At 49.7% G+C, this 26,562-nt stretch carries 27 protein-coding genes and 1 other RNA gene; 10 read left to right on the plus strand and 18 right to left on the minus strand.

The window, feature by feature from the left end; genetic code table 11:
- The first annotated feature begins 35 nt into the window (after positions 1–35).
- Positions 36–284, plus strand: coding sequence for a YfhL family 4Fe-4S dicluster ferredoxin (locus WH298_RS04320; protein WP_007886183.1), 249 nt, complete (start codon positions 36–38; stop codon positions 282–284).
- Here the strand turns inward: WH298_RS04320 and acpS are convergent.
- The 11 genes from acpS to rpoE all read right to left on the minus strand — a co-directional run bounded on the left by acpS (position 281) and on the right by rpoE (position 9,647).
- Positions 281–661, minus strand: a complete 381-nt coding sequence (gene acpS / locus WH298_RS04325; protein ID WP_007886180.1) for a holo-ACP synthase — start codon at positions 659–661, stop codon at positions 281–283. The genes WH298_RS04320 and acpS overlap by 4 nt on opposite strands.
- Positions 661–1,392, minus strand: a complete 732-nt coding sequence (gene pdxJ, locus WH298_RS04330; RefSeq protein ID WP_007886179.1) for a pyridoxine 5'-phosphate synthase — start codon at positions 1,390–1,392, stop codon at positions 661–663. Before pdxJ ends, acpS begins: the two co-directional genes overlap by 1 nt.
- Positions 1,393–1,462: 70 nt before the next feature.
- Positions 1,463–2,191 carry a DNA repair protein RecO gene (gene recO / locus WH298_RS04335; RefSeq protein WP_049853006.1) on the minus strand — a complete coding sequence of 243 codons (729 nt, stop codon included), beginning with the start codon at positions 2,189–2,191 and terminating at the stop codon, positions 1,463–1,465.
- 3 nt (positions 2,192–2,194) lie between these two features.
- On the minus strand, positions 2,195–3,100 hold the full coding sequence (gene era, locus WH298_RS04340; RefSeq protein ID WP_007886176.1) for a GTPase Era: 906 nt from the start codon (positions 3,098–3,100) through the stop codon (positions 2,195–2,197).
- A 49-nt stretch (positions 3,101–3,149) separates the two neighbouring features.
- Positions 3,150–3,830: a ribonuclease III gene (gene rnc / locus WH298_RS04345; protein WP_036620136.1), complete on the minus strand. Its 681-nt coding sequence runs from the start codon at positions 3,828–3,830 to the stop codon at positions 3,150–3,152.
- A gap of 138 nt (positions 3,831–3,968) precedes the next feature.
- Positions 3,969–4,940, minus strand: coding sequence for a signal peptidase I (lepB, locus tag WH298_RS04350; RefSeq protein WP_007886174.1), 972 nt, complete (start codon positions 4,938–4,940; stop codon positions 3,969–3,971).
- 9 nt (positions 4,941–4,949) lie between these two features.
- Positions 4,950–6,749, minus strand: coding sequence for a translation elongation factor 4 (lepA, locus tag WH298_RS04355; RefSeq protein ID WP_007886170.1), 1,800 nt, complete (start codon positions 6,747–6,749; stop codon positions 4,950–4,952).
- 218 nt (positions 6,750–6,967) lie between these two features.
- A complete protein-coding gene (gene rseC / locus WH298_RS04360) occupies positions 6,968–7,432 on the minus strand; it encodes a SoxR-reducing system protein RseC (RefSeq protein WP_007886167.1) in 465 nt (154 codons plus the stop codon).
- Positions 7,429–8,385, minus strand: a complete 957-nt coding sequence (gene rseB / locus WH298_RS04365) for a sigma-E factor regulatory protein RseB (protein WP_007886165.1) — start codon at positions 8,383–8,385, stop codon at positions 7,429–7,431. Before rseB ends, rseC begins: the two co-directional genes overlap by 4 nt.
- Positions 8,385–9,041 (minus strand): anti-sigma-E factor RseA, encoded by a 657-nt coding sequence (gene rseA, locus WH298_RS04370; RefSeq protein ID WP_007886163.1) that lies wholly within the window; start codon positions 9,039–9,041, stop codon positions 8,385–8,387. The genes rseB and rseA overlap by 1 nt, the downstream gene beginning before the upstream one ends.
- A 27-nt stretch (positions 9,042–9,068) precedes the next feature.
- Positions 9,069–9,647, minus strand: a complete 579-nt coding sequence (rpoE, locus tag WH298_RS04375; protein ID WP_007886161.1) for an RNA polymerase sigma factor RpoE — start codon at positions 9,645–9,647, stop codon at positions 9,069–9,071.
- Positions 9,648–10,088: 441 nt separating this feature from the next.
- Between rpoE and nadB the strand changes: the two genes are divergently transcribed.
- Positions 10,089–11,702, plus strand: a complete 1,614-nt coding sequence (nadB, locus tag WH298_RS04380) for an L-aspartate oxidase (protein WP_007886160.1) — start codon at positions 10,089–10,091, stop codon at positions 11,700–11,702.
- Here nadB and trmN read toward each other — a convergent pair.
- Positions 11,691–12,440 (minus strand): tRNA(1)(Val) (adenine(37)-N(6))-methyltransferase TrmN, encoded by a 750-nt coding sequence (gene trmN / locus WH298_RS04385; RefSeq protein WP_180822297.1) that lies wholly within the window; start codon positions 12,438–12,440, stop codon positions 11,691–11,693. The two genes, nadB and trmN, sit on opposite strands and share 12 nt — an antisense overlap.
- A gap of 141 nt (positions 12,441–12,581) precedes the next feature.
- Between trmN and srmB the strand changes: the two genes are divergently transcribed.
- Positions 12,582–13,910 carry an ATP-dependent RNA helicase SrmB gene (gene srmB / locus WH298_RS04390; RefSeq protein WP_007886155.1) on the plus strand — a complete coding sequence of 443 codons (1,329 nt, stop codon included), beginning with the start codon at positions 12,582–12,584 and terminating at the stop codon, positions 13,908–13,910.
- Between the two features lie 187 nt (positions 13,911–14,097).
- Here the strand turns inward: srmB and grcA are convergent, their stop codons facing one another.
- On the minus strand, positions 14,098–14,481 hold the full coding sequence (gene grcA, locus WH298_RS04395; protein ID WP_007886153.1) for an autonomous glycyl radical cofactor GrcA: 384 nt from the start codon (positions 14,479–14,481) through the stop codon (positions 14,098–14,100).
- Positions 14,482–14,746: 265 nt separating this feature from the next.
- Between grcA and ung the strand changes: the two genes are divergently transcribed.
- The gene (gene ung / locus WH298_RS04400) at positions 14,747–15,424 is read left to right on the plus strand and encodes a uracil-DNA glycosylase (RefSeq protein ID WP_180822298.1); all 678 of its coding nucleotides are present in this window, start codon (positions 14,747–14,749) and stop codon (positions 15,422–15,424) included.
- Positions 15,425–15,469: 45 nt separating this feature from the next.
- On the opposite strand, the gene grpE is transcribed toward ung, so the two are convergent.
- Entirely contained in the window at positions 15,470–16,048 is a 579-nt protein-coding gene (gene grpE / locus WH298_RS04405; RefSeq protein WP_007886149.1) for a nucleotide exchange factor GrpE, read from the minus strand.
- 122 nt (positions 16,049–16,170) lie between these two features.
- On the opposite strand from grpE, the gene nadK reads away from it, so the two are divergent.
- From nadK to bamE, 3 genes are all read left to right on the plus strand, one after another.
- The gene (gene nadK / locus WH298_RS04410; protein ID WP_008101540.1) at positions 16,171–17,049 is read left to right on the plus strand and encodes an NAD(+) kinase; all 879 of its coding nucleotides are present in this window, start codon (positions 16,171–16,173) and stop codon (positions 17,047–17,049) included.
- Positions 17,050–17,134: 85 nt separating this feature from the next.
- A complete protein-coding gene (recN, locus tag WH298_RS04415; protein ID WP_180822299.1) occupies positions 17,135–18,796 on the plus strand; it encodes a DNA repair protein RecN in 1,662 nt (553 codons plus the stop codon).
- Between the two features lie 187 nt (positions 18,797–18,983).
- The gene (gene bamE / locus WH298_RS04420; RefSeq protein WP_007886144.1) at positions 18,984–19,331 is read left to right on the plus strand and encodes an outer membrane protein assembly factor BamE; all 348 of its coding nucleotides are present in this window, start codon (positions 18,984–18,986) and stop codon (positions 19,329–19,331) included.
- A 53-nt stretch (positions 19,332–19,384) separates the two neighbouring features.
- Here the strand turns inward: bamE and WH298_RS04425 are convergent, their stop codons facing one another.
- On the minus strand, positions 19,385–19,675 hold the full coding sequence (locus WH298_RS04425) for an RnfH family protein (RefSeq protein WP_180822300.1): 291 nt from the start codon (positions 19,673–19,675) through the stop codon (positions 19,385–19,387).
- Positions 19,668–20,102 (minus strand): type II toxin-antitoxin system RatA family toxin, encoded by a 435-nt coding sequence (locus tag WH298_RS04430; RefSeq protein ID WP_007886142.1) that lies wholly within the window; start codon positions 20,100–20,102, stop codon positions 19,668–19,670. Before WH298_RS04430 ends, WH298_RS04425 begins: the two co-directional genes overlap by 8 nt.
- 159 nt (positions 20,103–20,261) lie before the next feature.
- Between WH298_RS04430 and smpB the strand changes: the two genes are divergently transcribed.
- From smpB to WH298_RS04445, 3 genes are all read left to right on the plus strand, one after another.
- Entirely contained in the window at positions 20,262–20,744 is a 483-nt protein-coding gene (smpB, locus tag WH298_RS04435; protein ID WP_007886141.1) for an SsrA-binding protein SmpB, read from the plus strand.
- 44 nt (positions 20,745–20,788) lie between these two features.
- Positions 20,789–21,151: a transfer-messenger RNA gene (ssrA, locus tag WH298_RS04440) on the plus strand.
- Positions 21,152–21,343: 192 nt separating this feature from the next.
- A complete protein-coding gene (locus WH298_RS04445) occupies positions 21,344–22,540 on the plus strand; it encodes an integrase domain-containing protein (protein ID WP_180822301.1) in 1,197 nt (398 codons plus the stop codon).
- 33 nt (positions 22,541–22,573) lie between these two features.
- Here the strand turns inward: WH298_RS04445 and WH298_RS04450 are convergent, their stop codons facing one another.
- Positions 22,574–24,472 (minus strand): ATP-dependent helicase, encoded by a 1,899-nt coding sequence (locus tag WH298_RS04450; RefSeq protein WP_180822302.1) that lies wholly within the window; start codon positions 24,470–24,472, stop codon positions 22,574–22,576.
- Complete coding sequence (locus tag WH298_RS04455; protein ID WP_180822303.1) at positions 24,469–26,244, minus strand: ATP-dependent nuclease; 1,776 nt, start codon at positions 26,242–26,244, stop codon at positions 24,469–24,471. The genes WH298_RS04450 and WH298_RS04455 overlap by 4 nt, the downstream gene beginning before the upstream one ends.
- Positions 26,245–26,562: the final 318 nt, after the last annotated feature.

Below are 26,562 nucleotides of genomic sequence, written 5' to 3' on the forward strand. Positions count from 1 at the left end.
ACCCGCGCCTTTTCTGCTGTTATTGGATTTCCGCTATGGCCCTGCTCATCACCACTAAATGCATCAATTGCGATATGTGCGAACCTGAATGCCCAAACCAGGCAATCAGTTTAGGCGACGCGATCTATGAGATTGATGTCGACCGCTGCACTGAGTGCGTGGGCCATTATGATGTGCCGACCTGCCAAAGCGTCTGCCCGATTGATAACACCATTATTGCGGATCCACAGCACCTGGAGAGTCGTGAGGCGCTGTGGGAGAAATTTGTGGTGTTGCACCCTTAGTTCTCGATAATCACCGTCGCGCAAGCGTAGTGGCGTTCATCCGCTAATGTCACATGCACGTGCTGCACACCGAGCTGGCTGGCAATCACTTTCGCCTGCTCAAAGAAACGTAATCCCGGCTTACCCAGCGCATCGTTGTACACTTCAAACTGATTGAACGCCAGGCCACCGCGAATGCCGGTGCCAAACGCTTTCGCTGCCGCCTCTTTCACCGCAAAGCGTTTAGCAAGAAAGCGCACCGGTTGCTGGTGCGCCTGATATTGCTGCCACTCGGCTTCGCTCAATACGCGGCGCGCCAGGCGATCGCCGGAGCGCTCAATCACGCCCGCAATGCGCTCGATCTCTACGATGTCGCTGCCGAGTCCGAGAATCGCCATTAGCGACGCGCTTCCCGCATCAGCTGCTTCATTTCACTGACCGCATCGGCCAGGCCGCTGAACAGTGCGCGACCAATAATCGCATGGCCGATATTCAGTTCGTGCATTTCCGGCAGTTCAGCAATCGGCTGCACGTTGTGGTAGGTCAAACCGTGGCCAGCATTCACTTTCAGGCCAAGGCTGGCGGCGAAAGTCGCGGCTTTACGAATGCGCGACAGTTCAGCCTGGCGCGCCAGACCTTCAGGCGCTTCGGCGTAGGCGCCGGTGTGAATTTCAATATAGGGTGCGCCGCTGGCAACGGCGGCTTCAATCTGGCGGTGATCGGCATCGATAAACAGCGACACCAGAATGCCGGCGTCGCTCAGCAGGCGCACCGCGGCGTTAATTTTATCCTGCTGACCGGCCACATCCAGCCCACCTTCAGTGGTCACTTCCTGACGCTTTTCCGGCACCAGGCAAACGAAGTGAGGTTTGATTTCGCAGGCGATGTCGATCATCTCGTCCGTGACCGCCATCTCCAGATTCATGCGCGTCTGAATGGTGTCACGCAGAATGCGTACATCGCGGTCAGTAATGTGGCGGCGATCTTCACGCAAATGCACGGTAATGCCGTCGGCACCGGCCTGCTCGGCAACAAACGCAGCCTGCACCGGATCGGGATAGTTTGTGCCACGTGCGTTACGTACGGTGGCAATGTGGTCAATGTTGACGCCTAACAGCAACTCAGCCATGACAATCCTTAAATGTGTTCAGTGTGTTTGCAGTGTACTGCGCTGAATATATCAGGCGGTACGACCAGCGCTAGTCGTTTGCCACATCGGGTCTCTTTTTTGGCACGAACTGGCGAAACAGTTCCTGACTCTTCAGCGGTTTGCCGCCCAGATAGGGCTTCAGCGCCATCCGCGTAAAGCGTTTGGCGGCGCGCAAAGTATCGGCATCGGGGAATTCACGTTCCCATAGCGCTCGCAGCTGGCGGCCAGTGAAGCTGCGCTGATTGACCACCAGGCTGGCGATAAAGCCCTTCTCTTCGCGGTAACTGTAGGTCATGCCATCGGCAACCTCTTCGCCGCTGCCGGCACAATGCAGGAAATCGACGCCGTAGCCGAGATGACCCAGCAGCGCCAGCTCAAAACGACGCAGCGCCGGTTCAGGCGAGCCGTTGCCTGCTGCCAGCGTTTGGATGCAATTCAGGTAATCGAAGAACATGTCCGAGAAGGGGATTTGCTGCTCCAGCACGCGCGACAGCAGTTCATTGACGTACAGCCCGCAGTAGAGCGTGATGCCGCTGAGCGGCAATGCCAATGAAACGGCTTCGGCATTACGCAGCGTTTTGACGTCGCCACGACCGCCCCAGCGCACCAGCAGCGGCGTGAAGGGTTGTAGCGCACCTTTCAGTTGGGAGCGGCGCGAACGGGCGCCTTTGGCAAGGACGCGGACGCGCCCTTCGCTTTCGCTGAACAGATCGAGGAGCAGGCTGGTTTCGCTGTAAGGGCGACTATGCAGCACAAAGGCGCGTTGCCAGCCTTCCATCGATTACCCTTCGTCAGAGTAACCTAAGCTGCGCAGCGCACGTTCATCGTCCGCCCAGCCAGATTTCACTTTAACCCACAGTTCAAGATGCACTTTCGCCTCAAACATCTCTTCCATGTCTTTACGCGATTCAATGCCGATGGTTTTGATCTTGGCGCCTTTATTGCCGATGACCATCTTCTTCTGGCCTTCGCGCTCAACGAGGATCAGGCCATTGATGTCATAGCCGCCGCGCTCGTTAGAGACAAACTGCTCAATTTCTACGGTGACGGAATAAGGCAGCTCAGCGCCAAGGAAGCGCATCAATTTTTCACGGATGATCTCAGATGCCATAAAGCGCTGCGAGCGGTCGGTGACATAATCTTCTGGGAAATGATGCTCAGATTTTGGCAAGCATTTGCGCGCAATCGCCGCAATAGCGTCAACATTTTTGCCACTCTCAGCAGAGATCGGTACAATTTCGAGGAAGTTCATCTGCTGGCTGAGGAACTGCAGATGGGGCAACAGAATGCTCTTATCCTGAATGTTGTCGACTTTATTGATCGCCAATACCACAGGAACTTTGTTATCCCGCAGCTTGTTAAGCACCATCTCGTCGTCTGGCGTCCAGCGCGTGCCTTCAACCACAAAGATCACCAGCTCAACATCACCGATGGAGCTGCTGGCCGCGCGGTTCATCAAGCGGTTGATAGCCCGCTTCTCTTCCATATGCAGCCCTGGCGTATCCACGTAGATCGCTTGATAAGCGCCTTCGGTGTGGATGCCCATAATACGGTGACGCGTGGTTTGCGGTTTGCGTGAAGTGATCGACACCTTCTGCCCCAGTAACTGGTTCAGCAAAGTGGATTTACCGACGTTTGGTCGGCCTACAATCGCGACAAAGCCGCTATATGTTTCGAGTTCGCTCATTCGAGTCCTGACTTGGGCAGCGCCGCTTTCGACGCTGCGATGTGACTATTTATTCGAGGCCAAGCTTGATTAACGCCTGTTCGGCGGCTGCTTGCTCGGCTTTACGGCGGCTGGAGCCAATGCCCACCACCGGTTCTGCCATGCCACTCACCTGACAGTGAATGGTGAATTCCTGATCGTGGGCTTCGCCACGCACCTGCACCACCAAATAAGAGGGCAGCGGCAGATGACGTCCCTGCAAATACTCCTGCAGGCGCGTTTTCGGATCTTTCTGTTTATCACCCGGACTGATCTGTTCCAGTCGTGAGTGATACCAATCGAGAATTAACTTTTCGACGGTCTGAATACTGCTATCAAGGAAGATGCCGCCAATTAAGGCTTCAACGGTATCCGCAAGAATCGATTCACGACGGAAACCGCCGCTTTTCAGCTCGCCCGGACCGAGGCGCAAACACTCGCCGAGGTCGAACTCTCGCGCCATCTCCGCCAGCGTATTGCCGCGCACCAGCGTGGCGCGCATGCGGCTCATATCGCCTTCATCCACGCGTGGGAAGCGGTGATACAGCGCATTAGCAATCACATAGCTGAGAATAGAATCGCCAAGAAATTCAAGACGTTCATTGTGTTTGCTGCTGGCACTACGATGCGTCAATGCCTGCTGCAATAAATCCGGATGAGTAAAAGTGTAGCCCAGTTTGCGCTGCAGCTTGTTAATGACGATGGGGTTCATGCGATTCCAGTTGTTCAGTGCGTCTGTCACTCTGCATACGAAACAGGGCTGAGGTGCCAACCTGTTCTGTTTCGTGTGCACTGGCCCCCAAAAGGAGGCCAACCATTGCTGTTCAGCCAAGGCTAAACAGCGCTTTTATCAATGAATCCCACCAATGCGGCTAAAGCGCACGCCGGTCGGCCACTGTCCTTCTTGTTTCTCGAAGCTCATCCAGATAGCAACCGCTTTACCGACCAGATTCTTCTCGGGCACAAAGCCCCAGTAGCGGCTGTCGGCGCTGTTATCACGGTTGTCACCCATCATGAAATACTGCCCTTGCGGCACAATCCATGTCGATTGCGGCTGGCCAGGCTGCTGATAATACATGCTTGCCTGACTTTGCGCTTCGTTTACCAGCAAGATATCGTGCGTTACGTTGCCCAAAGTCTCTTTACGGGTGCCGAGACGCAAACCGCCCTTCATGGTTTCACCCTGCGGAGCCTGGAAGAAGCCGTTACCGGTTTCATTGCCATCAAAGCCGCTGAAGGTTTGAATGAAGTTGCTTGGCTCAACGTTAGTGTACGTTACCGGCAGCGCGGTACTGCAATTGCCGCTGCTGCAACCCGGATTGATGGTCAGGGTTTTGCTGTAAGGGTCAAACACCACTTTGTCGCCTGGCAAGCCAATCACGCGCTTGATGTAATCCACGCTCGGATCTTTCGGATATTTGAATACCGCGACATCACCACGCTGCGGATGACCGGTTGGAATCAGCGTGGTTTGGGTAATTGGATCTTTAATGCCGTAAGCAAACTTCTCCACGAGGATGAAGTCACCAATCAGCAGCGTTGGCATCATTGAGCCTGAGGGAATCTGGAACGGCTCAAAAATGAACGAACGCACAATCAATACCACCGCCAGCACCGGGAACACCGATGCCGTGGTTTCTACCCAACCCGGTTGTGCGGCCACTTTCGCCAGCGTTTTGCTGTCGAGTGCGTTGCCAGCCTGCGCTTGCGCTGCAGCCTGCTTAGCACGACGTGCCGGTGCCCATTTAAAGCGATCGATACACCAGATAACGCCAGTGACCAGCGTTGCGATCACTAAAACCAGGGCGAACATGTTAGCCATTAAAAATCCTTATTTGCTGTCTTTACCGACATGCAGAATGGCAAGGAATGCTTCCTGCGGCAGCTCAACGTTGCCGACCTGCTTCATTCGCTTCTTACCGTCTTTCTGCTTCTGCAACAGTTTCTTCTTACGGCTCACGTCGCCGCCATAGCATTTCGCCAGGACGTTTTTACGCAGCTGTTTGACCGTTGAGCGAGCGATAATGTGGTTGCCGATTGCCGCCTGAATCGCAATATCAAACTGCTGACGAGGGATCAGATCTTTCATCTTCTCCACCAGATCGCGGCCACGATATTGTGAGTTATCACGGTGAGTAATCAGCGCCAGCGCATCAACACGTTCTGAGTTAATCATCACGTCGACACGCACCATGTCAGAGGTTTGGAAACGTTTGAAGTTATAATCCAGCGATGCATAGCCGCGCGAGGTTGATTTCAGACGGTCGAAGAAGTCGAGCACCACTTCAGCCATCGGAATTTCATACGTCAGCGCAACCTGCTTACCGTGGTAAACCATGTTGGTTTGTACGCCACGTTTTTCGATACACAGCGTAATGACGTTACCGAGGAACTCCTGCGGCAGCAGCATATGACACTCAGCGATCGGTTCACGCAGCTCTGCAATATTATTCAGCGGTGGCAGTTTCGACGGGCTATCGACGTAAATCGTTTCACCATCGGTGGTTTCCACTTCATAAACTACGGTCGGCGCGGTGGTGATCAGGTCGAGATCGTATTCACGCTCCAGACGTTCCTGAATGATCTCCATGTGCAACAGACCGAGGAAGCCGATGCGGAAACCGAAGCCCAGCGCCGTTGAACTCTCTGGCTCGTAGAACAGTGACGCATCGTTCAGGCTCAATTTGCCCAGCGCATCACGGAACGCTTCATAGTCGTCGGAACTGATCGGGAACAGACCGGCATAAACCTGTGGCTTCACTTTTTTGAAGCCAGGTAACACTTTCTCCGCCGGATTGCGCTGCAAGGTCAGCGTATCGCCTACTGGCGCGCCGAGGATATCTTTAATCGCACACACCAACCAGCCTACTTCACCGCAGTTCAACTCGTTGCGATCAACGCGTTTCGGCGTGAAGATACCCAGGCGGTCAGCGTTATAGCTTTGGCCAGAACTCATGACCTTCACTTTGTCGCCTTTGCGCAGCGTACCGTTTTTGATACGAATCAGCGACACCACACCAAGGTAGTTATCGAACCATGAATCGATGATCAGCGCCTGCAAAGGACCTTCTGGATCGCCTTCTGGCGGCGGAATGTCGCGCACCAGACGTTCCAGCACATCGGGCACGCCGACGCCAGTTTTCGCCGAACAACGTACCGCATCAGTAGCGTCGATGCCGACGATATCTTCAATCTCTTCCGCAACGCGCTCTGGATCGGCGGCAGGCAGGTCGATTTTGTTCAATACCGGTACCACTTCCAGATCCATTTCCATTGCGGTGTAGCAGTTTGCCAGCGTCTGCGCTTCAACGCCCTGCCCTGCATCGACCACCAGCAATGCTCCTTCACACGCCGCCAAAGAGCGGGAAACTTCATAGGAGAAGTCAACGTGTCCGGGAGTATCGATAAAATTGAGCTGGTAAGTTTCACCGTCCAGCGCTTTGTAATCGAGCGTTACGCTCTGCGCTTTAATGGTAATGCCGCGTTCACGTTCCAGATCCATTGAGTCGAGAACTTGCGCAGCCATCTCACGATCGCTCAGGCCACCACAAATTTGAATCAAACGGTCAGAGAGCGTTGATTTGCCGTGGTCAATGTGAGCGATGATGGAGAAATTTCTTATGTGCTTCATTTATATGAATATCTTCACGTAGAAAATCAGTGGGAAACTTGAGCACAGACACATTCAGGAAAGTCAGCTTTACCCGGAACCCTGTCGGCCTCATTAATGACGACGCATATTACACTGTTAACGCCGCGCGTTAAAGAATGGAACTGTGGGGAATCGCAACAGATTTCAGCGGTTAAGCAGAATAGAGGAAGCCGCATCCGATGCGGCCCTGACGGGGATCAAACTTCGCTTTCCACACGCAGTGCATCGGGAGGTAACGCAACACTGAGAATCACAGGCTGAAATGCCTCGCGATCGCCGAATACGTTAGAGACACCTTTCGCCACGATAAAGCCGCCAATGCCGCCTAACAGTGCGCCACAGGCCGCAGCAACATCGCTGTGGAACAACATCTGGAAGATACCTGCAACCAAAAACAGGCCAAACAGCGGCGTCATATAAACCAGCAACGCCGATCCCAGTAAACTGCTTTCACGAATGCCTAATTCGATACGCTGCCCAGGTTGCAACGGCTCCGCGCTGGCGATAGTCATAACGTGAGCATTTTTGGGTCCCAGCTGATTAAGCGCGTGGCTGCCGCAGCCTTTGCGCGCCGAACAGCTGTTACAGGAGGTTTTTGCTTCCGTATGCAACGTAGCAATGCCTTCCTTCCACGCCACGACGGTGGCCCATTCTCTCATCATTTTGGTGAACCCGAATCTATGCTGTCCGCAATACGTTTGGCAGTAGCTGGCGGCAATTCGCCCACCACCGTGATTTCACTATTATTGCGCACTTCTGTCTGCACCGTACGACGCCCAGTGCGCAATGCCTGCACGCTGCTGCTTTTATCTGCTGGAGTAATATTGATAGCGAAGCTGAATAAGCCGTCGCTATACAGGCGAGATTCGACAGTTTTGTTCATCGACGGAATATTGCGTCGACTTTGTGAAATCAACTTCATGCCTGCCGGAAGCCAGCCTGGCTGCCAGCTAAGTTCAACTTTATCTCCCGCCGGCAGTGACAGCGACGGTGGCAGATTAGCCTTTTCCAGACCTTGCATCAGATTACGCACGCCTTCATCAACGGCAAAACTGATCACCCGGAACTGCTCCAGCGTTTCTCCGTCACGATCGAGCAGATCAATACGCAGCGGCAATTTGGTATCCACATCCAGCCACACCACATAGCTGTAGCGTGTGCCATCGCGCGACACGATACGCACCACTTCGCACATCTGATCGGCCATCCGCGAGCGCCCCACGGGGATGAAATCGTAAGACTCGCCCAAACGGGAGAAGTCCGCGAACATCAACGCAGGAAGTGCATCAATAATGTGATTGCCCGGCAGCGAGAATGGATCTAATCCCGGCTCGAAATAGCTGATGTCGTTACCGCGCTGAATCACTTCACGGCGCGGCCCATCCATCTGCAGAAGTTGAGCGAAGATACGATTGTCGATTACCGCGTGACGATAGCGTAGAGATTCAATGCCGAGACGCGAGACATTGATGTAGGCAAATTCGTAGTTGAGGTTCTGGCTTGCCTGCTCCATCTGCTGTAACAACGCCCCGGACGCAGATGTCTGCGCCGAGGCGATAGATGAGCAAAACAGGCTGCCTGCCAGCAGGCTAACGGCACACCAAAGCTGCTTCATTACTGCTGCTGAGTTCCTAACGACTGGTTTCCAGGAACATTAGCCTGTGCCTGTTGCGGATCGTTCTTTTCAAACTGAACCTGATCGGCATGCAGACGACGTTGCAGTTCATAATCCTGCAGCATGGCATTCACGCGACGACGCTGTTCCTGCACCTGCTGATTAGAACTATTGGTGTCGAACGCTTCAGACGGCACACCTAAGCTAACCGGCGACGCTTTACCCATCATTGGCAAGGTATTAAACGCGGGTGAGTCAGAGGCTTCCGTTGCACTGCCGGTTGGTGAACTGTTGTAGTGCTGAACACCCACAATCACCGCCAGTGATACACAGGCAGCGACACCAACCTGAGTCAACTGTGCAGCCCAGCTGCCACCACGACGCCAAAACGGCATCTTTTCATAGCGTGACGGCTCAGGCTGCGCTTCAGGGATCAGCGGAGTGACTTTGCGCGTCGGCTCATTTTCGATGGCCGCAGCTACACGTGCGGAGATATCAAAATGCAGCACTTCACCGATATCACCTCGTAAGGTGTCACGGATGAGATGGTAGCTTTCCCAGCTTTGCTGAAGATCCGCATCCTTTGACAACGACGCCAACAGCTCGTTATCTAAAGTTTCACCATCCATTAAAGCGGAAAGTTTTTCTTTCTGCATGCCTTGGTACCCTTCCAGTAGCCGTTATCACTGACGTTGGATAAGCGGTTGAACTTTATTATCAATAGCCTCTCGTGCACGGAAGATACGCGAACGTACGGTACCAACCGGACAATCCATGATGACGGCAATCTCTTCGTAACTTAAGCCATCTAATTCCCTAAGGGTAATGGCCATACGAAGATCTTCGGGAAGCGCCTCAATGGTGCGAAAGACGATTTGTTTCAGTTCCTCAGACAACATTAAGTTCTCAGGGTTCGAAATTTCTTTTAACGCACCTGCACTTTCGAAATTCTCGGCGTCGATAGCATCCACATCACTGGATGGCGGACGTCGCCCCTGAGCAACCAGATAATTTTTTGCTGTATTCACCGCGATGCGGTACAGCCATGTATAAAAAGCGCTGTCGCCACGGAACGACTCCAGTGCGCGATACGCTTTAATAAAAGATTCCTGAACCACATCAGGCACATCGCCTGAGGGAACATAGCGTGAAACCAGGCTCGCCACTTTATGCTGGTATCGAATCACCAGTAAATTAAAGGACTTTTGATCTCCCTTCTGAACCCGCTCAACGAGAACCTGATCCGTTAACTGCTCGCTCATCCGAGGTAATATCTCCCCAAAACTTTTTTATGCGTAAGTGAACTGCCAGCACATCTCATTGTTCTGAGCAAGCATGCGCTTAGAGTGATCTGCTGGCCTAAAGTTCACAACGACCTGAATATTTCCGTATCGGAACCACGACATCATTGTTGTTGATGGTCTTTCAGTGTAGCGACTTGCCACGCCGGTGGTGTCTTTTGCGGCACCGATAATCGCTGGCAGAGTACCTTATGATGCGGTCATTTTCACCTTTATTACCTGAATTTTCAGAGTGTTTACTATAAAAAACACATTCTACTTATTTTAAACGTTAACCTACTGATATCGCGTTACTATCCTGAGAGGCTGGATAATTTTCCGGCGTAATTTGTTCAAAATACTTCACAGCATCGCTATCCAGGCTTATGCTCAAGCGACCTTTTGTTTAGTAAATTAAACATCATGACCTCTCTTCCTGATTATCAGTGTGATGTACTCATCGTCGGCAGCGGTGCGGCAGGTTTATCTTTAGCACTGCGACTGGCACCGCATTATCAGGTGACTGTGCTCAGTAAAGCCCAGGTCAATGAAGGCTCAACGCTGTATGCGCAGGGCGGAATTGCCGCAGTGTTTGATGAAACGGACAGCATTGAATCTCACGTAGAAGACACGCTGGTGGCCGGAGCGGGCTTATGCGATCGTCAAACAGTGAGTTTCATCGCCAGTAATGCGCGTCACTGTGTGCAATGGTTAATTGATAATGGCGTAGCATTCGATAAAGAGCCGCAGGTTGACGGCGAAGCACGTTACCATCTCACACGCGAAGGCGGCCACAGCCATCGTCGTATCCTGCACAGCGCCGATGCCACTGGTCGTGCGGTTGAAACCACGCTGGTAAGCCAGGCGCTGAGTCATCCCAATATCCGCATTATCGAACGCACCAATGCGGTGGATTTAATTCTCTCCGATAAGCTCGGTTTGCCGGGCAAACGCCGTGTGGTTGGCGCGTGGATCTGGAACCGCAATCGCGAACAGGTAGAAACCTGTCGCGCGCGCGCCGTGGTTTTAGCCACCGGCGGCGCAGCGAAAGTGTATCAATACACCACGAATCCGGATGTGGCGTCCGGCGATGGCATCGCGATGGCATGGCGCGCCGGTTGTCGCGTGGCCAATCTGGAATTCAATCAATTCCACCCTACCTGTTTATTCCATCCGCAAGCACAGAATTTCCTGTTAACCGAAGCATTGCGCGGTGAAGGTGCCTGGCTGCTGCGACCAGATGGATCGCGCTTTATGCCTGACTTTGACGAGCGAGCCGAACTGGCCCCGCGCGATATCGTCGCGCGCGCGATTGACCATGAGATGAAACGCCTGGGCGTCGATTGCATGTATCTCGACATTAGCCACCAGCCGGAAAGCTTTGTGCGCGCCCACTTCCCGATGATCTATGAAAAGTTATTGACCTTCGGCCTGGATCTTACCAAAGAGCCTATTCCCATCGTGCCCGCGGCGCATTATACCTGCGGCGGTGTGATGGTTGATCAGCAGGGACGAACTGACGTAGACGGGCTCTATGCCATCGGCGAAGTGAGCTACACCGGCTTGCACGGTGCCAATCGCATGGCATCAAATTCACTGCTGGAGTGCCTGGTTTACGGTTGGTCAGCCGCGGAAGACATGATCGCTCGCCTGCCCGATGTCGCGGCGGTGGAACATCTACCCGCATGGGATGAAAGCCGCGTTGATGATGCCGATGAGCGCGTGGTCATTCAACACAACTGGCACGAACTGCGGCTGTTTATGTGGGATTACGTGGGCATTGTTCGCACCACCAAACGGCTGGAGCGCGCACTGCGACGCATCAATTTGCTACAGCAGGAGATCGATGAGTACTACGCGCATTTCCGCCTATCAAACAATCTGTTGGAGCTGCGTAATCTGGTTCAGGTCGCCGAACTGATGGTGCGCTGTGCACTGCAACGCAAGGAGAGCCGCGGGTTGCACTTTACCCTCGACAATCCCGACCTGCTTGCGGAAGCCTTACCGACCATCCTGCAGCCAACGCTAACGGAATAGGTAAAACGCTTTGACCAGGCTGAGCCAGTCTGCCGAATAGCTTTTATCTTCATCGCGAATGGCGAGACGCTCCAGCAGCGTTTCGCCTGCGGTTGGAGAAAAGCCTAAGACCACCCGATTCGGTGGACGCTGCGCATAAGCGGCAACGTCGTAGCGATAGCGCAGATGCCAGCCGTCGGCTTCTGCGAGTGCAATCAGCGCTTCTCCTGCCTCTGCGGGCAGCACCACGCAAAAAAGTCCCTCTTCCTCAATCAACTGCGCCGCGCAACGCAGCAGGGTGAGATGATCGAGTGTGGCGGTACTGCGTGCGGTATCTCGCTCTATGCTGCCAGAAGCCATACCTGGTGCAAAAAAAGGTGGGTTACTAACGATCAGCGAATAGCGTTTTTCGCACTGCTCGCTCCAGCTAACAATATCCTGATGATAAACCGTAATGCGATCCGCCCACGGCGAAGCCTGCATATTTTCCTGCGCCTGCTGCGCAGCGCTGGCTTCCAGCTCAACCGCATCAATCTGTACCTGAGACGACGTGCGCTGCGCCAACATCAGCGCAATCAGTCCGCTGCCGCAGCCTATATCGAGGATGCGACGGGCATCTGCAACGGGCGCCCATGCGCCAATTAACACGCCATCGGTGCCCACTTTCATCGCACAGCGATCGTGTGCGACGAAGAATTGTTTAAAGGTAAAACCATCTTTTCTTAACGTTTGCCGCGCCTGCGGCTGGTGCTGAGACATTCTTCACTACCATTGAATTTTTTACTGCCGGAAGTGTAACGTGGTGAGGATGGGAATTCACCTGCGCCCGTAATACCTACACAAACAGATGAAGATTATATTCGTTCTGTCTATAATCAGCGCCCCAAACTGAGGTAGACCATGACCGTAACCACATTCTCCGAACTCGAACTCGACGAAAGCCTGCTACAAGCTTTGCAGGAAAAAGGCTTCACTCGCCCTACTGTTATTCAGGCCGAGACCATTCCTGCCGCGCTGGAAGGCCGTGACGTTCTGGGTTCGGCTCCAACCGGGACGGGGAAAACTGCAGCGTTTTTGCTGCCCGCTTTACAGCATTTGCTCGATTTCCCGCGCAAGAAATCAGGCCCGCCACGCATTTTGATTGTCACCCCAACGCGCGAACTGGCGATGCAGGTTGCCGATCACGCACGCGAACTGGCTAAACACACGCATCTGGATATCGCCACCATCACCGGTGGCGTGGCGTATATGAACCATGCCGAAGTGTTCAGCGAAAACCAGGACATCGTCGTCGCGACCACCGGCCGTCTGCTGCAATACATCAAAGAAGAGAACTTTGACTGCCGTGCTGTGGAGACACTGATTCTTGATGAAGCTGACCGCATGCTCGATATGGGCTTTGCGCAGGACATCGAAACCATCGCCGCAGAAACCCGCTGGCGCAAGCAGACGCTGTTGTTCTCGGCGACGCTGGAAGGCGAGCACATCAAAGACTTCGCCGAGCGTTTGCTGAACGAGCCAGTCTTTATCGAGGCCGACCCAAGCAAAAGCGAACGTAAAAAAATTCAGCAATGGTATTACCGCGCTGACGATCTTGAGCATAAAAATAAGTTGCTGATTCATCTGCTGAAACAGCCCGATGCCACGCGCGTCATCGTGTTTGTGCGCAAACGCGAGCGTCTGCATGAGCTGGTCACATGGCTGCATGAAGCTGGTATTCGCACCAGCTATCTTGAAGGCGAAATGGTGCAGGTGAACCGTAACGAAGCGATCAAACGCATGAATGATGGCCGCGTTAAGGTGATGATCGCCACTGACGTTGCCGCTCGCGGTATCGACATTGACGATATCTCACACGTTATCAACTACGACTTGCCGCGCACTGCCGATACCTATCTGCACCGCATCGGTCGTACCGCGCGTGCGGGCCGTAAAGGTACAGCAATTTCGCTGGTTGAGGCACACGATCACGTGCTGCTGGGTAAAATCACCCGTTACATCAACGAGCCGTTAAAGGCGCGTGTGATTGATGAACTGCGTCCAGAAAGCCGTGCGCCAAGCGCTAAAGTGACGGGAAAACCGTCGAAAAAGGCCCTTGCGAAGCGCAAAGAGAAGAAAGAGAAAGAAGAAGAGAAACCACGCGTGAAAAAACGCCATCGCGACACCAAAAATGTCGGTAAACGCCGCAAGCCAAGCGGTAGCGATGCACCAGAATCCGGTGCGGAATAAAACAGCACCGCCTGAAACTGATCGCCTCTTTTGAGGCGATTTTTTTGTTTTAAGCGTAGCGAAATAGCGCTTTCGTTATGAACGTCCCTTCAGAAGCCTCTCTTTTTCAACGCACAATATAAAAAAGCCGCGCCAATCAACATTGGCGCGGCTTGTATTGCTGTGTGTCTTTTCGTCAGCGCTGCAATTACAGGCTTTCGGTAAATGTACGAGTAATAACATCACGCTGCTGCTCTGGCGTCAGCGCGTTAAAGCGCACGGCATAGCCGGAAACGCGAATGGTCAACTGTGGATATTTTTCCGGATGGTTCACGGCATCTTCCAACGTTTCACGACGCAGTACGTTTACGTTCAGGTGCTGACCACCTTCAATACGCACCTGCGGTTTCTGCTCAAGTGGAATTTCACGGTAAGCAATTTCACCCAGATCGCTGATAGCAACGACCTGGTCTTCAGAGAAATCACCTTTAGCACACAGGCAGCGTGCTTCAGCTTTCTCATCGTCCAACAGCCAGAATGAGTTCATCAACTGTGGATTACTTGCCTGAGTAATTTGAATTCCGGTAATCATAGTGGGCCTCCAGGGCTTTAGGCTGCCGCACAGGGACAGCGTTTATCAATCGGTTATGGAATGCTCTGGTATATCACTCAAAGAAATCCTTGGTTTTGACCTGTATCAATTTTGTCCAATCACTTTAAACGCGTCAAAAGCTAACAAATTGATTCACAACAATTTTTAAAGTTAACTTTTTACGTAAATTTTCAAATTATTTTTACCCTTCTGCTGCTGTGCCTGACACGTTAAGCTAGGCGTATTAATTTGCAGGGAGTCAATGATGGCTGAGAAGCTAACCTGGCACGATGTGCTGGCTGAAGAGAAAGAGAAACCTTACTTCGGGGAAACCCTTAAAGCGGTTGCCAATGAACGCGCTGCTGGCGTAACGGTTTATCCGCCGCAAAAGGATGTTTTTAACGCCTTCCGCCTCACTGAACTGGGCGATATCAAAGTGGTTATTTTGGGCCAGGATCCGTATCACGGTCCAAACCAGGCGCATGGGCTGGCATTTTCCGTGCTGCCCGGCGTGGCCATTCCACCGTCGCTGCTGAATATGTACAAAGAATTAGAGTTGGATATTCCCGGTTTTGTACGTCCTAAACACGGTTTTCTCGACAGTTGGGCAACGCAAGGCGTGATGCTGTTGAATACCGTATTAACGGTGGAAGCCAGCAAGGCGCATTCGCACGCGCGCTTTGGCTGGGAAACCTTTACGGATAACGTTATTAGCGCCATCAATCAGCACCGCGAAGGGGTGATTTTCTTACTCTGGGGTTCACATGCGCAGAAGAAAGGCAGCATCATTGATACGCAGCGTCATCATGTCCTAAAAGCACCGCACCCTTCTCCGCTCTCGGCCCATCGCGGCTTTTTTGGTAGCAAACACTTTTCACAGGCTAACGCGCTATTAAGCCAATCGGGTCAAACCCCGATCGATTGGATGCCGCAACTGCCATAAAAACAAACGGCCGCATTATGCGGCCGTTGTCATTACAGCAAGGGATTAGCCTTTGGCTTTGGTCACTGCCACCATCGCCGGACGCAGCAGACGACCGTTGAGGGTGTAACCACGCTGCATTACCATCAACACGTGATTTGGCGCCATATCATCAGACTCCATCATCGACATTGCCTGATGGATTTCCGGATTGAACGGCACATTGGTGTCGCCCACCACTTCCACGCCAAACTTACGCACCGCGCCCAGCAGCGACTTCAGCGTCAGCTCGATGCCTTCAATCATCGAAGCCAGTTCAGCGTTCTCTTTATCAGCCACTTCCAGCGCACGCTCCAGGCTATCGATCACTGGCAGCAGTTCGTTGGCGAATTTTTCTAGCGCAAACTTGTGCGCCTTTTCCACATCCATTTCGGTACGACGACGGATGTTTTCGATCTCCGCCTGAGCACGCAGCTGTGCATCACGAACGCCGGTTTGTGAAATGGCTAACTCGGCTTCGAGTTGCGCGATACGCTCATCACGTGGATCCACCTCAGCGGCTGTCTCTGCGTCCACGTGCTGTTGATCCTGTTGAATTTCGTCTGAGACTTGCTCGTTTGGGGTGTTCTGTTCTTTACTACTCATGAATTTCTCCGCGTTTTGCACATTCATCTCGCTGGTTGGCTTATTATGGGGATCAGTTTGACGGTTTCAAGTAAACCCATCACATTGCCTGGCCGTTTTGGCTTATAAGGAACTCGCGCTAAATGAACAAACACTTTAACTGCATCGGGATTGTCGGCCATCCGCGCCATCCTACTGCGTTAACCACCCATGAAATGCTCTGGCGCTGGCTAACGGCAAAGGGTTATGAGGTGATTGTCGAGCAGCAGATTGCGCGCGAACTGGATTTGAAAAACGCTGAAACTGGCAGCCTGGCGGATATTGGTCAACGTGCCGATTTAGCCGTGGTTGTCGGCGGCGACGGCAACATGCTCGGCGCTGCTCGCGTGCTGGCGCGCTATGACATCAAAGTCATTGGGATCAACCGTGGCAACCTCGGTTTTCTAACCGATCTCGATCCGGACAACGCACAACAGCAACTTGATGATGTGCTGCAGGGTGATTATTTCGTCGAAAGCCGCTTCTTGCTGGAGGCGCAGGTTTGCAAAGAAGATTGCTCGCCGCGCATCGGTAGCGCCATTAATGAAGTGGTACTTCATCCCGGAAAAGTTGCGCACATGATTGAATTCGAAGTCTATATTGATGAGGTGTTTGCCTTCTCGCAGCGCTCTGATGGCTTAATTATCTCCACACCAACCGGTTCAACTGCCTACTCGCTTTCAGCTGGCGGCCCGATTCTTACGCCGTCGCTGGACGCGATTACGCTAGTGCCCATGTTCCCGCATACGCTCTCCGCACGTCCGCTGGTAATTAATAGCAGCAGCACCATCCGTCTGCGCTTCTCCTCCTTACGCAGCGACCTTGAGATCAGTTGCGACAGCCAGATTGCCCTGCCGATTCAGGAAGGTGAAGATGTACTGATTCGCCGCAGCGCCAATCATCTCAATCTTATTCACCCTAAAAATTATAACTATTTTAATACGTTAAGCTCAAAGCTGGGTTGGTCGAAAAAATTGTTCTGAAAATCATCGCCGACTACTTTACTGTATAAAAAACCAGGATATACTGTATGTAAAACCATATCTGTTTTTACATACAGGTGATTCTATGCTGGCACAACTGACCATCAGTAATTTTGCTATCGTTCGTGAACTGGAGATCGACTTTCATCGTGGTATGACAGCGATCACAGGTGAAACCGGCGCAGGTAAATCCATCGCTATCGATGCGCTGGGCCTGTGTTTAGGCGGCCGCGCTGAAGCAGATATGGTGCGTCAGGGCGCCAGTCGTGCGGATATCTGCGCCCGCTTCCAACTGAAAGCCTCGCCTTCCGCACAACGCTGGCTGGTTGAGAATCAGCTGGATGAAGGTAATGAATGCCTGCTGCGCCGCGTGATTAGCGCGGATGGCCGTTCGCGTGGCTTTATTAACGGCACCTCAGTGCCGCTGTCGCAGCTACGTGAACTCGGCCAGTTGCTGATTCAAATTCACGGCCAGCATGCTCACCAGCTCCTGCTCAAAGCCGATCACCAAAAGCACCTGTTGGACGCTTACGCAGCACATGACAATGTGCTGTGCGACATGCGCCAGCACTACCAGCGCTGGCACCAGAGTTGCCGTGCGCTGGCACAGCATCAGCAGTTATCGCAAGAGCGGGAATCACGTCGTGAGCTGCTGCAGTATCAGCTGAAAGAGCTTAATGAATTTGCCCCTCAGTTGGGCGAATTTGAACAGATTGATGAAGAGTACAAACGTTTGGCGAACAGCGGCCAACTGCTTTCAACCAGTCAGCAAGCGTTGCAAATCCTCGCCGATGGTGATGACACCAATCTGCAAAGCCTGCTGTACAGCGCCCGCAATATGTTAGGTGAACTGTTAACGCTGGATAATAAAGTTAGCGGCGTTTTCAACCTGCTGGAAGAAGCAGCCATTCAAATCAGTGAAGCCAGCGATGAACTGCGCCACTATTGCGAACGGCTGGATCTCGATCCTAATCGTCTGCATGAACTCGAGCAGCGCCTGTCACGACAGATCGCCCTTGCGCGCAAACATCACGTTTCGCCTGAAACCTTACCTGTGCTTTATCAGCAATTACTGGATGAAGCGGAGCTGTTGTCACAGCAAGAGAGCGATCAGGAAGCGCTACAGTCAGACGTGGTGGCTCACCATAAAGCCGCGTTAGTCAGTGCTGAAAAGCTGCATCAATTGCGCGAGCATGCAGCACAAGAGTTGAGTCATCTGATTACCGAAAGTATGCGCACGCTGGCGATGCCGCATGGCCAGTTTGCCATTGTTCTGGAGTTCAATGCAGATCAACTCACCGCTGAAGGTGCGACACGTATTGATTTTCGCGTTACCACCAACCCTGGCCAACCGCTTCAGCCATTGAGCAAAGTCGCGTCGGGCGGTGAACTATCGCGTATCGCACTGGCCATTCAGGTGATCACCGCACAGAAAATGGAAACCCCAGCAATGATCTTCGATGAAGTGGATGTTGGAATCAGCGGTCCAACCGCCGCTGTGGTTGGCCAGATGCTGCGTCAGTTGGGTGAATCAACTCAGGTGATGTGCGTAACGCATCTGCCGCAGGTTGCTGGCTGCGGACATCATCATTTCTATGTCAGCAAAGAGACCGATGGCGCGATGACTGAAACCCATATGCAGCCGCTTGATAAGCGTGCGCGCTTGCAAGAGTTGGCGCGACTACTGGGCGGCAGTGAGGTCACTCGTAACACGCTGGCAAACGCGAAAGAACTTTTAGCCGCCTGATACAGCACTTTTTTCCCGGCTGGTGGTCATATGCTTGCTCTGTAGAGGTTTTAAATAGCGGAAAGGTTTATTATCATCGGCAGTTATATAAATCGAATGATAAAGCCTGCCGCAGGCAGAGTTCAGAATTTGATGGCAAAAAAATAGCCTGCTGAAAGGCGTTTGGCCCCAGAAAAGGAATGTATAGATGCGCTGTAAAACGCTGACTGCCGCGGCAGTAGTAATGTTGATGATGACCGCTGGATGTTCCACTCTTGAGCGCGTTGTGTATCGTCCGGATATCAATCAGGGGAATTACCTGGTCGCCAACGATGTGTCGAAGATTCACAACGGCATGACGCAGCAGCAGGTCGCCTACACGCTTGGCACGCCGATGATGCACGATCCCTTTGGCAGTAACGTTTGGTATTACGTGTTCCGTCAGGAACCTGGCCATGAAGGTGTGAAACAGCAGACCTTGACGCTGACCTTTGATAGCAACGGAACGCTGACCAACATCGATAACAAGCCCAAGCTCACTGGCAAAGAAGGCTAAGTGGACAGCAATAAAAAAGGCGCTTTAGCGCCTTTTTTAGTTTTCCTACCCGACTATTTCTTATCTGCCGCACGCTCTGCGCGTTGACGCCGCATCTCTTTTGGATCGGCAATCAGCGGCCGATAAATCTCGATACGGTCACCATCCTGCACAGCATCAGTCAATTTCACTGGGCGGCTGTAGATACCGACTTTATTGGTGCTAAGGTCAATATCCTTGCGCAGCGACAATAAGCCCGACGCCTGAATGATCTGCTCAACCGTCGCGCCCTCTTCAATAGTGACTGAGCGCAAATATTGCTTATCGGGCAGCGCGTATACCACTTCCACGCTGATATCAGGCACGATAAACCTCTTTCGCGCGCTGACTGAATGCCTGCACCATGCTGTTAGCGAGCTCTTTAAAGATGCGACCAAACGCCATTTCTACCAGCATATTGGTGAACTCAAAATCAAGGCTCAACTCAACTTTACAGGCATCATCACCTAACGAAGTGAAATGCCAGCCGCCGGTCAATTTTCGAAATGGACCATCAACCAACTGCATTAAAATGCTTTGATTACTGATCAACGTATTACGCGTAGTAAATGTTTTACTGATGCCTGCTTTCGAGACATCAACGGCGGCGGTCATTTGATCTCCGCTGTTATCCAGCACACGGCTGCCGGTGCAGCCCGGCAGAAACTCAGGATAAGCATCCACATCATTCACTAGACGGTACATCTGCTCAGCGCTATAAGGGACCAGCGCTGAACGGCTAATCTGGGCCATAATGGTTCCTGTTCATCACAAAACCCTTGAATAATACCATTTTCAGTCACCAAACAAAAATTCACGGCTTTGCTTGCTGTGCTAAAATGGAGTGTTTTTTACCGCCCTGCAGGACAGGGGATGCGCCCATAAACTGAGTGATGTAGACTACGCCGCACTATGACAAAGAAAAAAGTTAACAAACCCGGTTCAGCCACTATTGCCCTCAATAAACGCGCACGTCATGAATACTTCATTGAAGAAGAGTTCGAGGCGGGTATGTCGTTGCAAGGATGGGAAGTCAAATCACTCCGTGCCGGTAAGGCTAACATCAGCGATAGCTACATTCTGCTGCGCGATGGTGAAGCTTACCTGTTCGGTTCTACCTTCCAACCGCTGGCAGTGGCTTCAACGCATGTGGTGTGTGATCCCACGCGTAGCCGCAAGCTGCTGCTGAAACAACGCGAACTCGATTCCCTCTACGGACGCGTTAACCGTGAAGGCTTTACCGTGGTTGCGCTGTCGATGTATTGGAAAAATGCCTGGGCCAAACTGAAAATTGGTGTGGCACGCGGCAAGAAAGAGCACGACAAGCGTGACGACGTTAAAGAACGTGAATGGAAGATGGATAAAGCACGTATTATGAAGAATTCAAAGCGTTAAGTACTGGATTTGAACATCTGTTTTCTGTAGTATTGAAATTTCTTGGGGCTGATTCTGGACTCGACGGGATTGTGAAGCCTTAGGAGCATGCCGAGGGGCGGTTTGCCTCGTAAAAAGCCGCAAAAAAATAGTCGCAAACGACGAAAACTACGCTTTAGCAGCTTAATAACCTGCTTTGAAGCCCTCTCTCCCTAGCTTCCGCTCTTAAGACGGGGATCAAGAGAGGTCAAACCCAAAAGAGATCGTGTGGATGCCTTGCCTGGGGTTGAAGCACTAAATCTAATCAGGCTAGTTTGTCAGTGGCGTGTCTGTCCGCAGCTGGCCGGCGAACGTAAAGACTGACTAAGCATGTAGTGCCGACGGTGTAGTAATTTCGGACGCGGGTTCAACTCCCGCCAGCTCCACCAAAATCCTTCGAAGATGATTCCAGAGTCATCCGTAGAAGTCCTGAAAGCCCGCACGGCACAAGCCCTGCGGGCTTTTTTGTGTCTGTAACCTTCCGAGACGTTCCGCCTAAATCCAGAGATAATTGGTACACGAATTGGTACACGTTATAATGTGTACCAAAAACGTGTACCAATTATGGACGGAAACCAGTCATGGCGCGGATGACACGCCCTCTCACCAATAACGAAATCCTCAAAGCTAAGCCTCAAGAGAAAGACTTCACGCTGCACGATGGCGATGGCCTTTTCCTGCTTGTCAAAACCTCAGGTAAAAAGCTGTGGCGTTTTCGCTACCAGCGGCCAAATAGCATTAGCCGCACAAATCTCAGCCTAGGCTCTTACCCTGCCCTGACGCTCGCCGTCGCTCGCCAAATGCGTGACCAATATCTTTCGCTGCTTGCTCAAGGGATTGATCCGCAGAAGCAGCAAGAGGAAGTATCGGAACAACGCCAAATCGAGCTGGATAGCATTTTTTCAGTTGTGGCTGGGGGATGGTTCCAGCTTAAGAGCAAAAGCGTCACCGAGGATTACGCGAAGGATATTTGGCGATCACTGGAAAAGGACGTTTTTCCGGCTGTTGGTGCAATTCCTGTTCAGCAGCTCAAGGCTAGGACGATCGTTGAAGCACTGGAGCCGATTAAAGCCCGAGGTGCGCTTGAGACTGTTCGGCGGTTGGTGCAGCGTATTAACGAGATCATGATTTATGCAGTCAACACAGGGTTGATTGATGCTAACCCTGCTTCGGGGGTTGGTATGGCTTTTGAAAAACCTAAAAAGCAAAACATGCCGACATTACGACCGGAAGAACTGCCAAAGCTAATGCGTTCATTAGTGATGTCCAATCTCTCAATCGCCACCCGCTGTTTGATTGAGTGGCAACTACTCACGCTTGTTAGACCATCAGAAGCCACGGGGACAGAGTGGGCAGAAATCGACTTCGATTCGAAACTTTGGGTTATTCCAGCAGAGCGCATGAAGGCCAAGCGTGAACATGTCGTTCCTTTATCGAAACAAGCTTTGGACATTCTCGAGGTTATGAGGCCTCTAAGCGCAAACCGGCAACATGTTTTTCCAAGCCGTAACGATCCCAAACAACCAATGAATAGCCAAACTGCGAATGCAGCGTTAAAGCGCATGGGTTATGGCGGTAAGTTGGTTGCTCATGGTCTTCGTTCCATAGCAAGTACAGCACTTAACGAAGCCAGCTTTAATCCTGATGTCATCGAGTCAGCTCTTGCGCATTCAGATAAAAACGAAGTTAGGCGAGCCTACAACCGTTCTACCTATCTCGAAAAACGCAAAGAGATGATGAGTTGGTGGGGTATAACAATAGAAAAATCCAAATATTAAATCAGCACCGTGTGATTACGATGCTGATTTACATTATTTCATTTCTTCGAAAAATCTTGATGCTGCGTGGTATTTAAAATCGCCCCAAGGCATCATTCTTTTTTCAGGGTATGAGATAAATATCCAGCGACGTGAGCGTGTAACAGCAACAAAGGCGCTATTTCTTTCTTCTTCAATTTCAGCTTTAGTTTTAGCCCTGTAATCAGGAAAAACTCCTTCACACATTCCAACAAGAAAAACTATATCCTTCTCTAATCCTTTCATTGTGTGAACAGTGCTTAGCATAACCCCCTTATTAATTCCATCTCCACTCAGCTGCCCAAGAGAGAGTGCATTTTTGAAAGATAATAAACTGTCACCTAATCCTTTCCTTTTAAATTGGAGCCACATTGAATTTAACTGCTCAATATCTTTTATTCCAAGTGCAATTTCTTCAGCTTTTGACGAGTCTTTTTCATTGACACCTAACGAGTTCAATTCTGATTTAAGATCAGAGCAAAATTTAATTAAATTTGGATAATCTAAATCTAAATTACTTATGGCGTTCAAAGCTAACAAGATAACATCTTTATTCTTGACTTGTGAAATTTTAACCTTGCCAAGTATTTCATCAATTAAAAATAAATCTTTAGCCTCTGATTGATTTAGTAAATCAATTAGATTGAATAATTTTTTTGCATCAACCCAGTCTTTCGGATTTATCTTAACCCTCATAGCAAGATCAATGACCCTTCCAATCAGTGATGCTGGCATTTCATTTCTGTCACTTCGTTTAAGATAAAATGGAATCTTCCTGATTTTCATTTCCTTTTCTATCGCTTTGAATACAAATCTATTCCTACCAATCACAACAAAATTAGAATAATCGACAGCACCCTCAATTTCAGAAAGACTTTCGGAGTTAATAATCTTCTCTATTTTGTTACAAACCCAAGTAGCCTCCGCCTCTTCATCCGGTAGTGCAATAAGCTTCTTGATTCCGTCTAATGCTGCGATAACACCGACCTGACTATTAGGTTTGATCTTATTAGCCAATTGAATTATGGCTTTTGATGACCTATAATTTTCAATCAGATGATATACAATAGGTGAGAAATCTTCTTTAAATTTTTTAATAAAAAAATCAGATGATGAACCATTAAAACCATAAATCATTTGATTACTATCACCGACCATCATCACATCTTTAATTTTATTTCCACAAAGAACTTTTATGAATTCATATTGTGCTCTATTTAAATCTTGAGCTTCATCAACAAAAACAGCAATGTATTTCTTTTGATATATTCTTGAAACCGGCTCTTGGTTTAATAAAATCTTATGTGCATATAGCAGTATATCGTCAAAATCAACCCCTCCGCTTTCCAATAATGCAGACTGATAGTCTTGAAATACACTCCACATGCGAGGGGTATTTGAATACAAGTTATTAACATCTTCCTCTGTCAATAATTCCCTCTTAATATATGAGAAAGCCGTGAGGTATTGACTCATTATTTTCTCACGGTTACGCTTCTCTCTCTCATCATCAATATTTAAATATTCATCGATATTTATCCCTTGTTCTCTTAACGAGTGAATAAATACTTCCATTCTATCCTGATCGCGTTCATATATATGTAATTCTTTTGGTAGTCCGATAGTATAACCGTAGCTTTCAAGAATGCGCTGAGCAACTGAATGAATAGTAGCAATCCATGTTCTTTCTTTTATGAACAATCCTTCATCTAATCTTTCCATCATCTCATCCGCTGCTTTATTTGTGAAAGTGAGAGCAATGACCCCACCCCTGGGAGCAGATTGAATAATAAAACGGACTCTTTCGGTCAATACTCTTGTTTTTCCTGACCCCGCAGAGGCTAGAACCTGCAAAGCATTTCCAAGAGGTGCCCTAACTATATTACTTTGAGCTATAGATAGTTGTTCAATCATAATTCGAGCCATCCTCTAACATCTGTAAATGCATTAATTATAGAAGAAGGGATCATATCAGATACTGCTTTCCCATTTGCATTACTATTTAAAATAATGCTTAGATACCCGGCATAACTTGCTTTCGAATCGCGCATCATTTTAATGATTGCGTCGTCACTTAAACGTTCAATTTCAGTTCTCTTACTTTCGATATATCGTTGATTTGTGCTAGCTTTGGTTTCACTAAGAACTAGCGAGTCAATTATTTCACTTCTAATACCTAGTTCATTATACAATTCAGCTTCGATATCGTTAGATGCATTCAAAAAATTCAAAGAGAAACAGTCAGCACCAAGACTAAGACCTTCATTTGTTCTCAACTTTTGAACTTGCCGTTCAATTTCACCCCTGGTATCGCCATCACAATCACTGACTATGCAAACTGGAATACCCAAATTATTGGCAAGTTTGATAAATGGTGGATAATTTTTACCATTAACGCTAATGCAGTTAACACCAACACTAAACATTGTTTTGTTAAAGTATAATTCAAACATTGATGGGATAAGCTGTTCTTCAGTAACACCTTCACACAAAATCAATGCTCGTGAAAATAATAATTCTCCACGAGTTAACATTATTTCTCTTTTTAGGGAATTTCTTTCATCATCTCGAATTTTTGTCTTTAGTGAGTTAACTCGAACACCATCAGTTCTTTTTATAAATGACTTAACATCCTCAATTTCAGCCATCGCACTTAAGTATGGAGAATGAGTGCTTAGTATTACTTGTCCCTTTGATGATATGAGCTGTTTAAATAGCGTTCGTTGCGCATTAGGATGTAGATGTGCTTCAGGCTCTTCTGCTCCAATGATCGGATACAAAGCCTTACTTTCACCTTGATATCTCTCTTGCATAAATCCTAAGAAAGATTGAACAGTCAGCATCGATGCCCAACTTCGCGTGCCAGTACCATGATATTCCATAGAAAATGAGTTATTTTCTTGATCACCAAAATGAACAGTAAACTGTTTTGAAAGATCTCTTATTTTCTTTGGAAAGGGTGTTATTTCAGTATAATTTGAGCCTAAAAATGAATCATTTAATCCTTGGAGTGATGCTTTTAAGCTCTGTAAAGGCTCACTTCTATTAACAGCAGCCTCATTAATATTACTGATCATACCTTCTAATAAGGAGACATCTCCTTCATCGTACTTAATGTAAGATAAAACCTTACCAATATATGATGACTTATCTTTTAATTCGTTATGGATATCTCTTTGAGCATCTATAGAAATGTAAGGCATCGCTTCTATTCTAGAGCGCAATTTCTTTCTTTCATTCGTTGCTATTGTTTTCCATCTATCAATTGTTGCCCACTCTTCAAGATAATATCTCAAAGTGCTAAAACCGCCCTTAATATAATCTGGCTGCACTTTCGTTCTTATCACAACAAATTCTTTACCTTCAGCATCTAACGCTGTATTGTCTCCAAAGACATCTATCCATTGCTCATCAAAATCATCAGCTCTATTATTTTGCTCATCCACAGGAACTATTTTTACATCTATCAAAACCTCGGAAACCTTATGCCCATAAATGTCTATATGCAAATCCTCATCACCGAAATAGCGTTGATAATCTCCGAGTGCAAGCTGTAACGATTTAAGAAAAGATGTTTTACCCGCGTTATTAGTACCTAATAAAATGGTAATACGTCCCATCTCAACTTCGATTTCTTTTAATCCTCTAAATCCTGATACTCTGACGCAATTGATTAAGATAGACATATAACCATCCCCTCCATGAAATAATTTATGTGTTGATTCTTCTAGGAAACCTTGATTGCTCAGATTAGCACCATAAACATGCAAAATAAATTGTTTAAGGTGTCAGCGCGCAATGCTATCCCCCCCTCGCCTGCCCGCTTTATGCACCGCTTTTCATGCAGGTGCATAAAGCCACTTTCGCCACGCCATGTATGGCTTCAACACATTCCGCTGACGCATCACTTTGCATGCAAATCCATGAACTCTAGGCATGCGCGGCTCTTTACAAACCGGCTTGCCAGAAAAAAGGCCTTCGAATGACGAAGAGCAGATACAAAA

Origin of the sequence: Pantoea nemavictus (assembly GCF_037479095.1) — a bacterium.
In the GTDB taxonomy this organism is placed as follows: Bacteria; Pseudomonadota; Gammaproteobacteria; order Enterobacterales; family Enterobacteriaceae; genus Pantoea; species Pantoea nemavictus.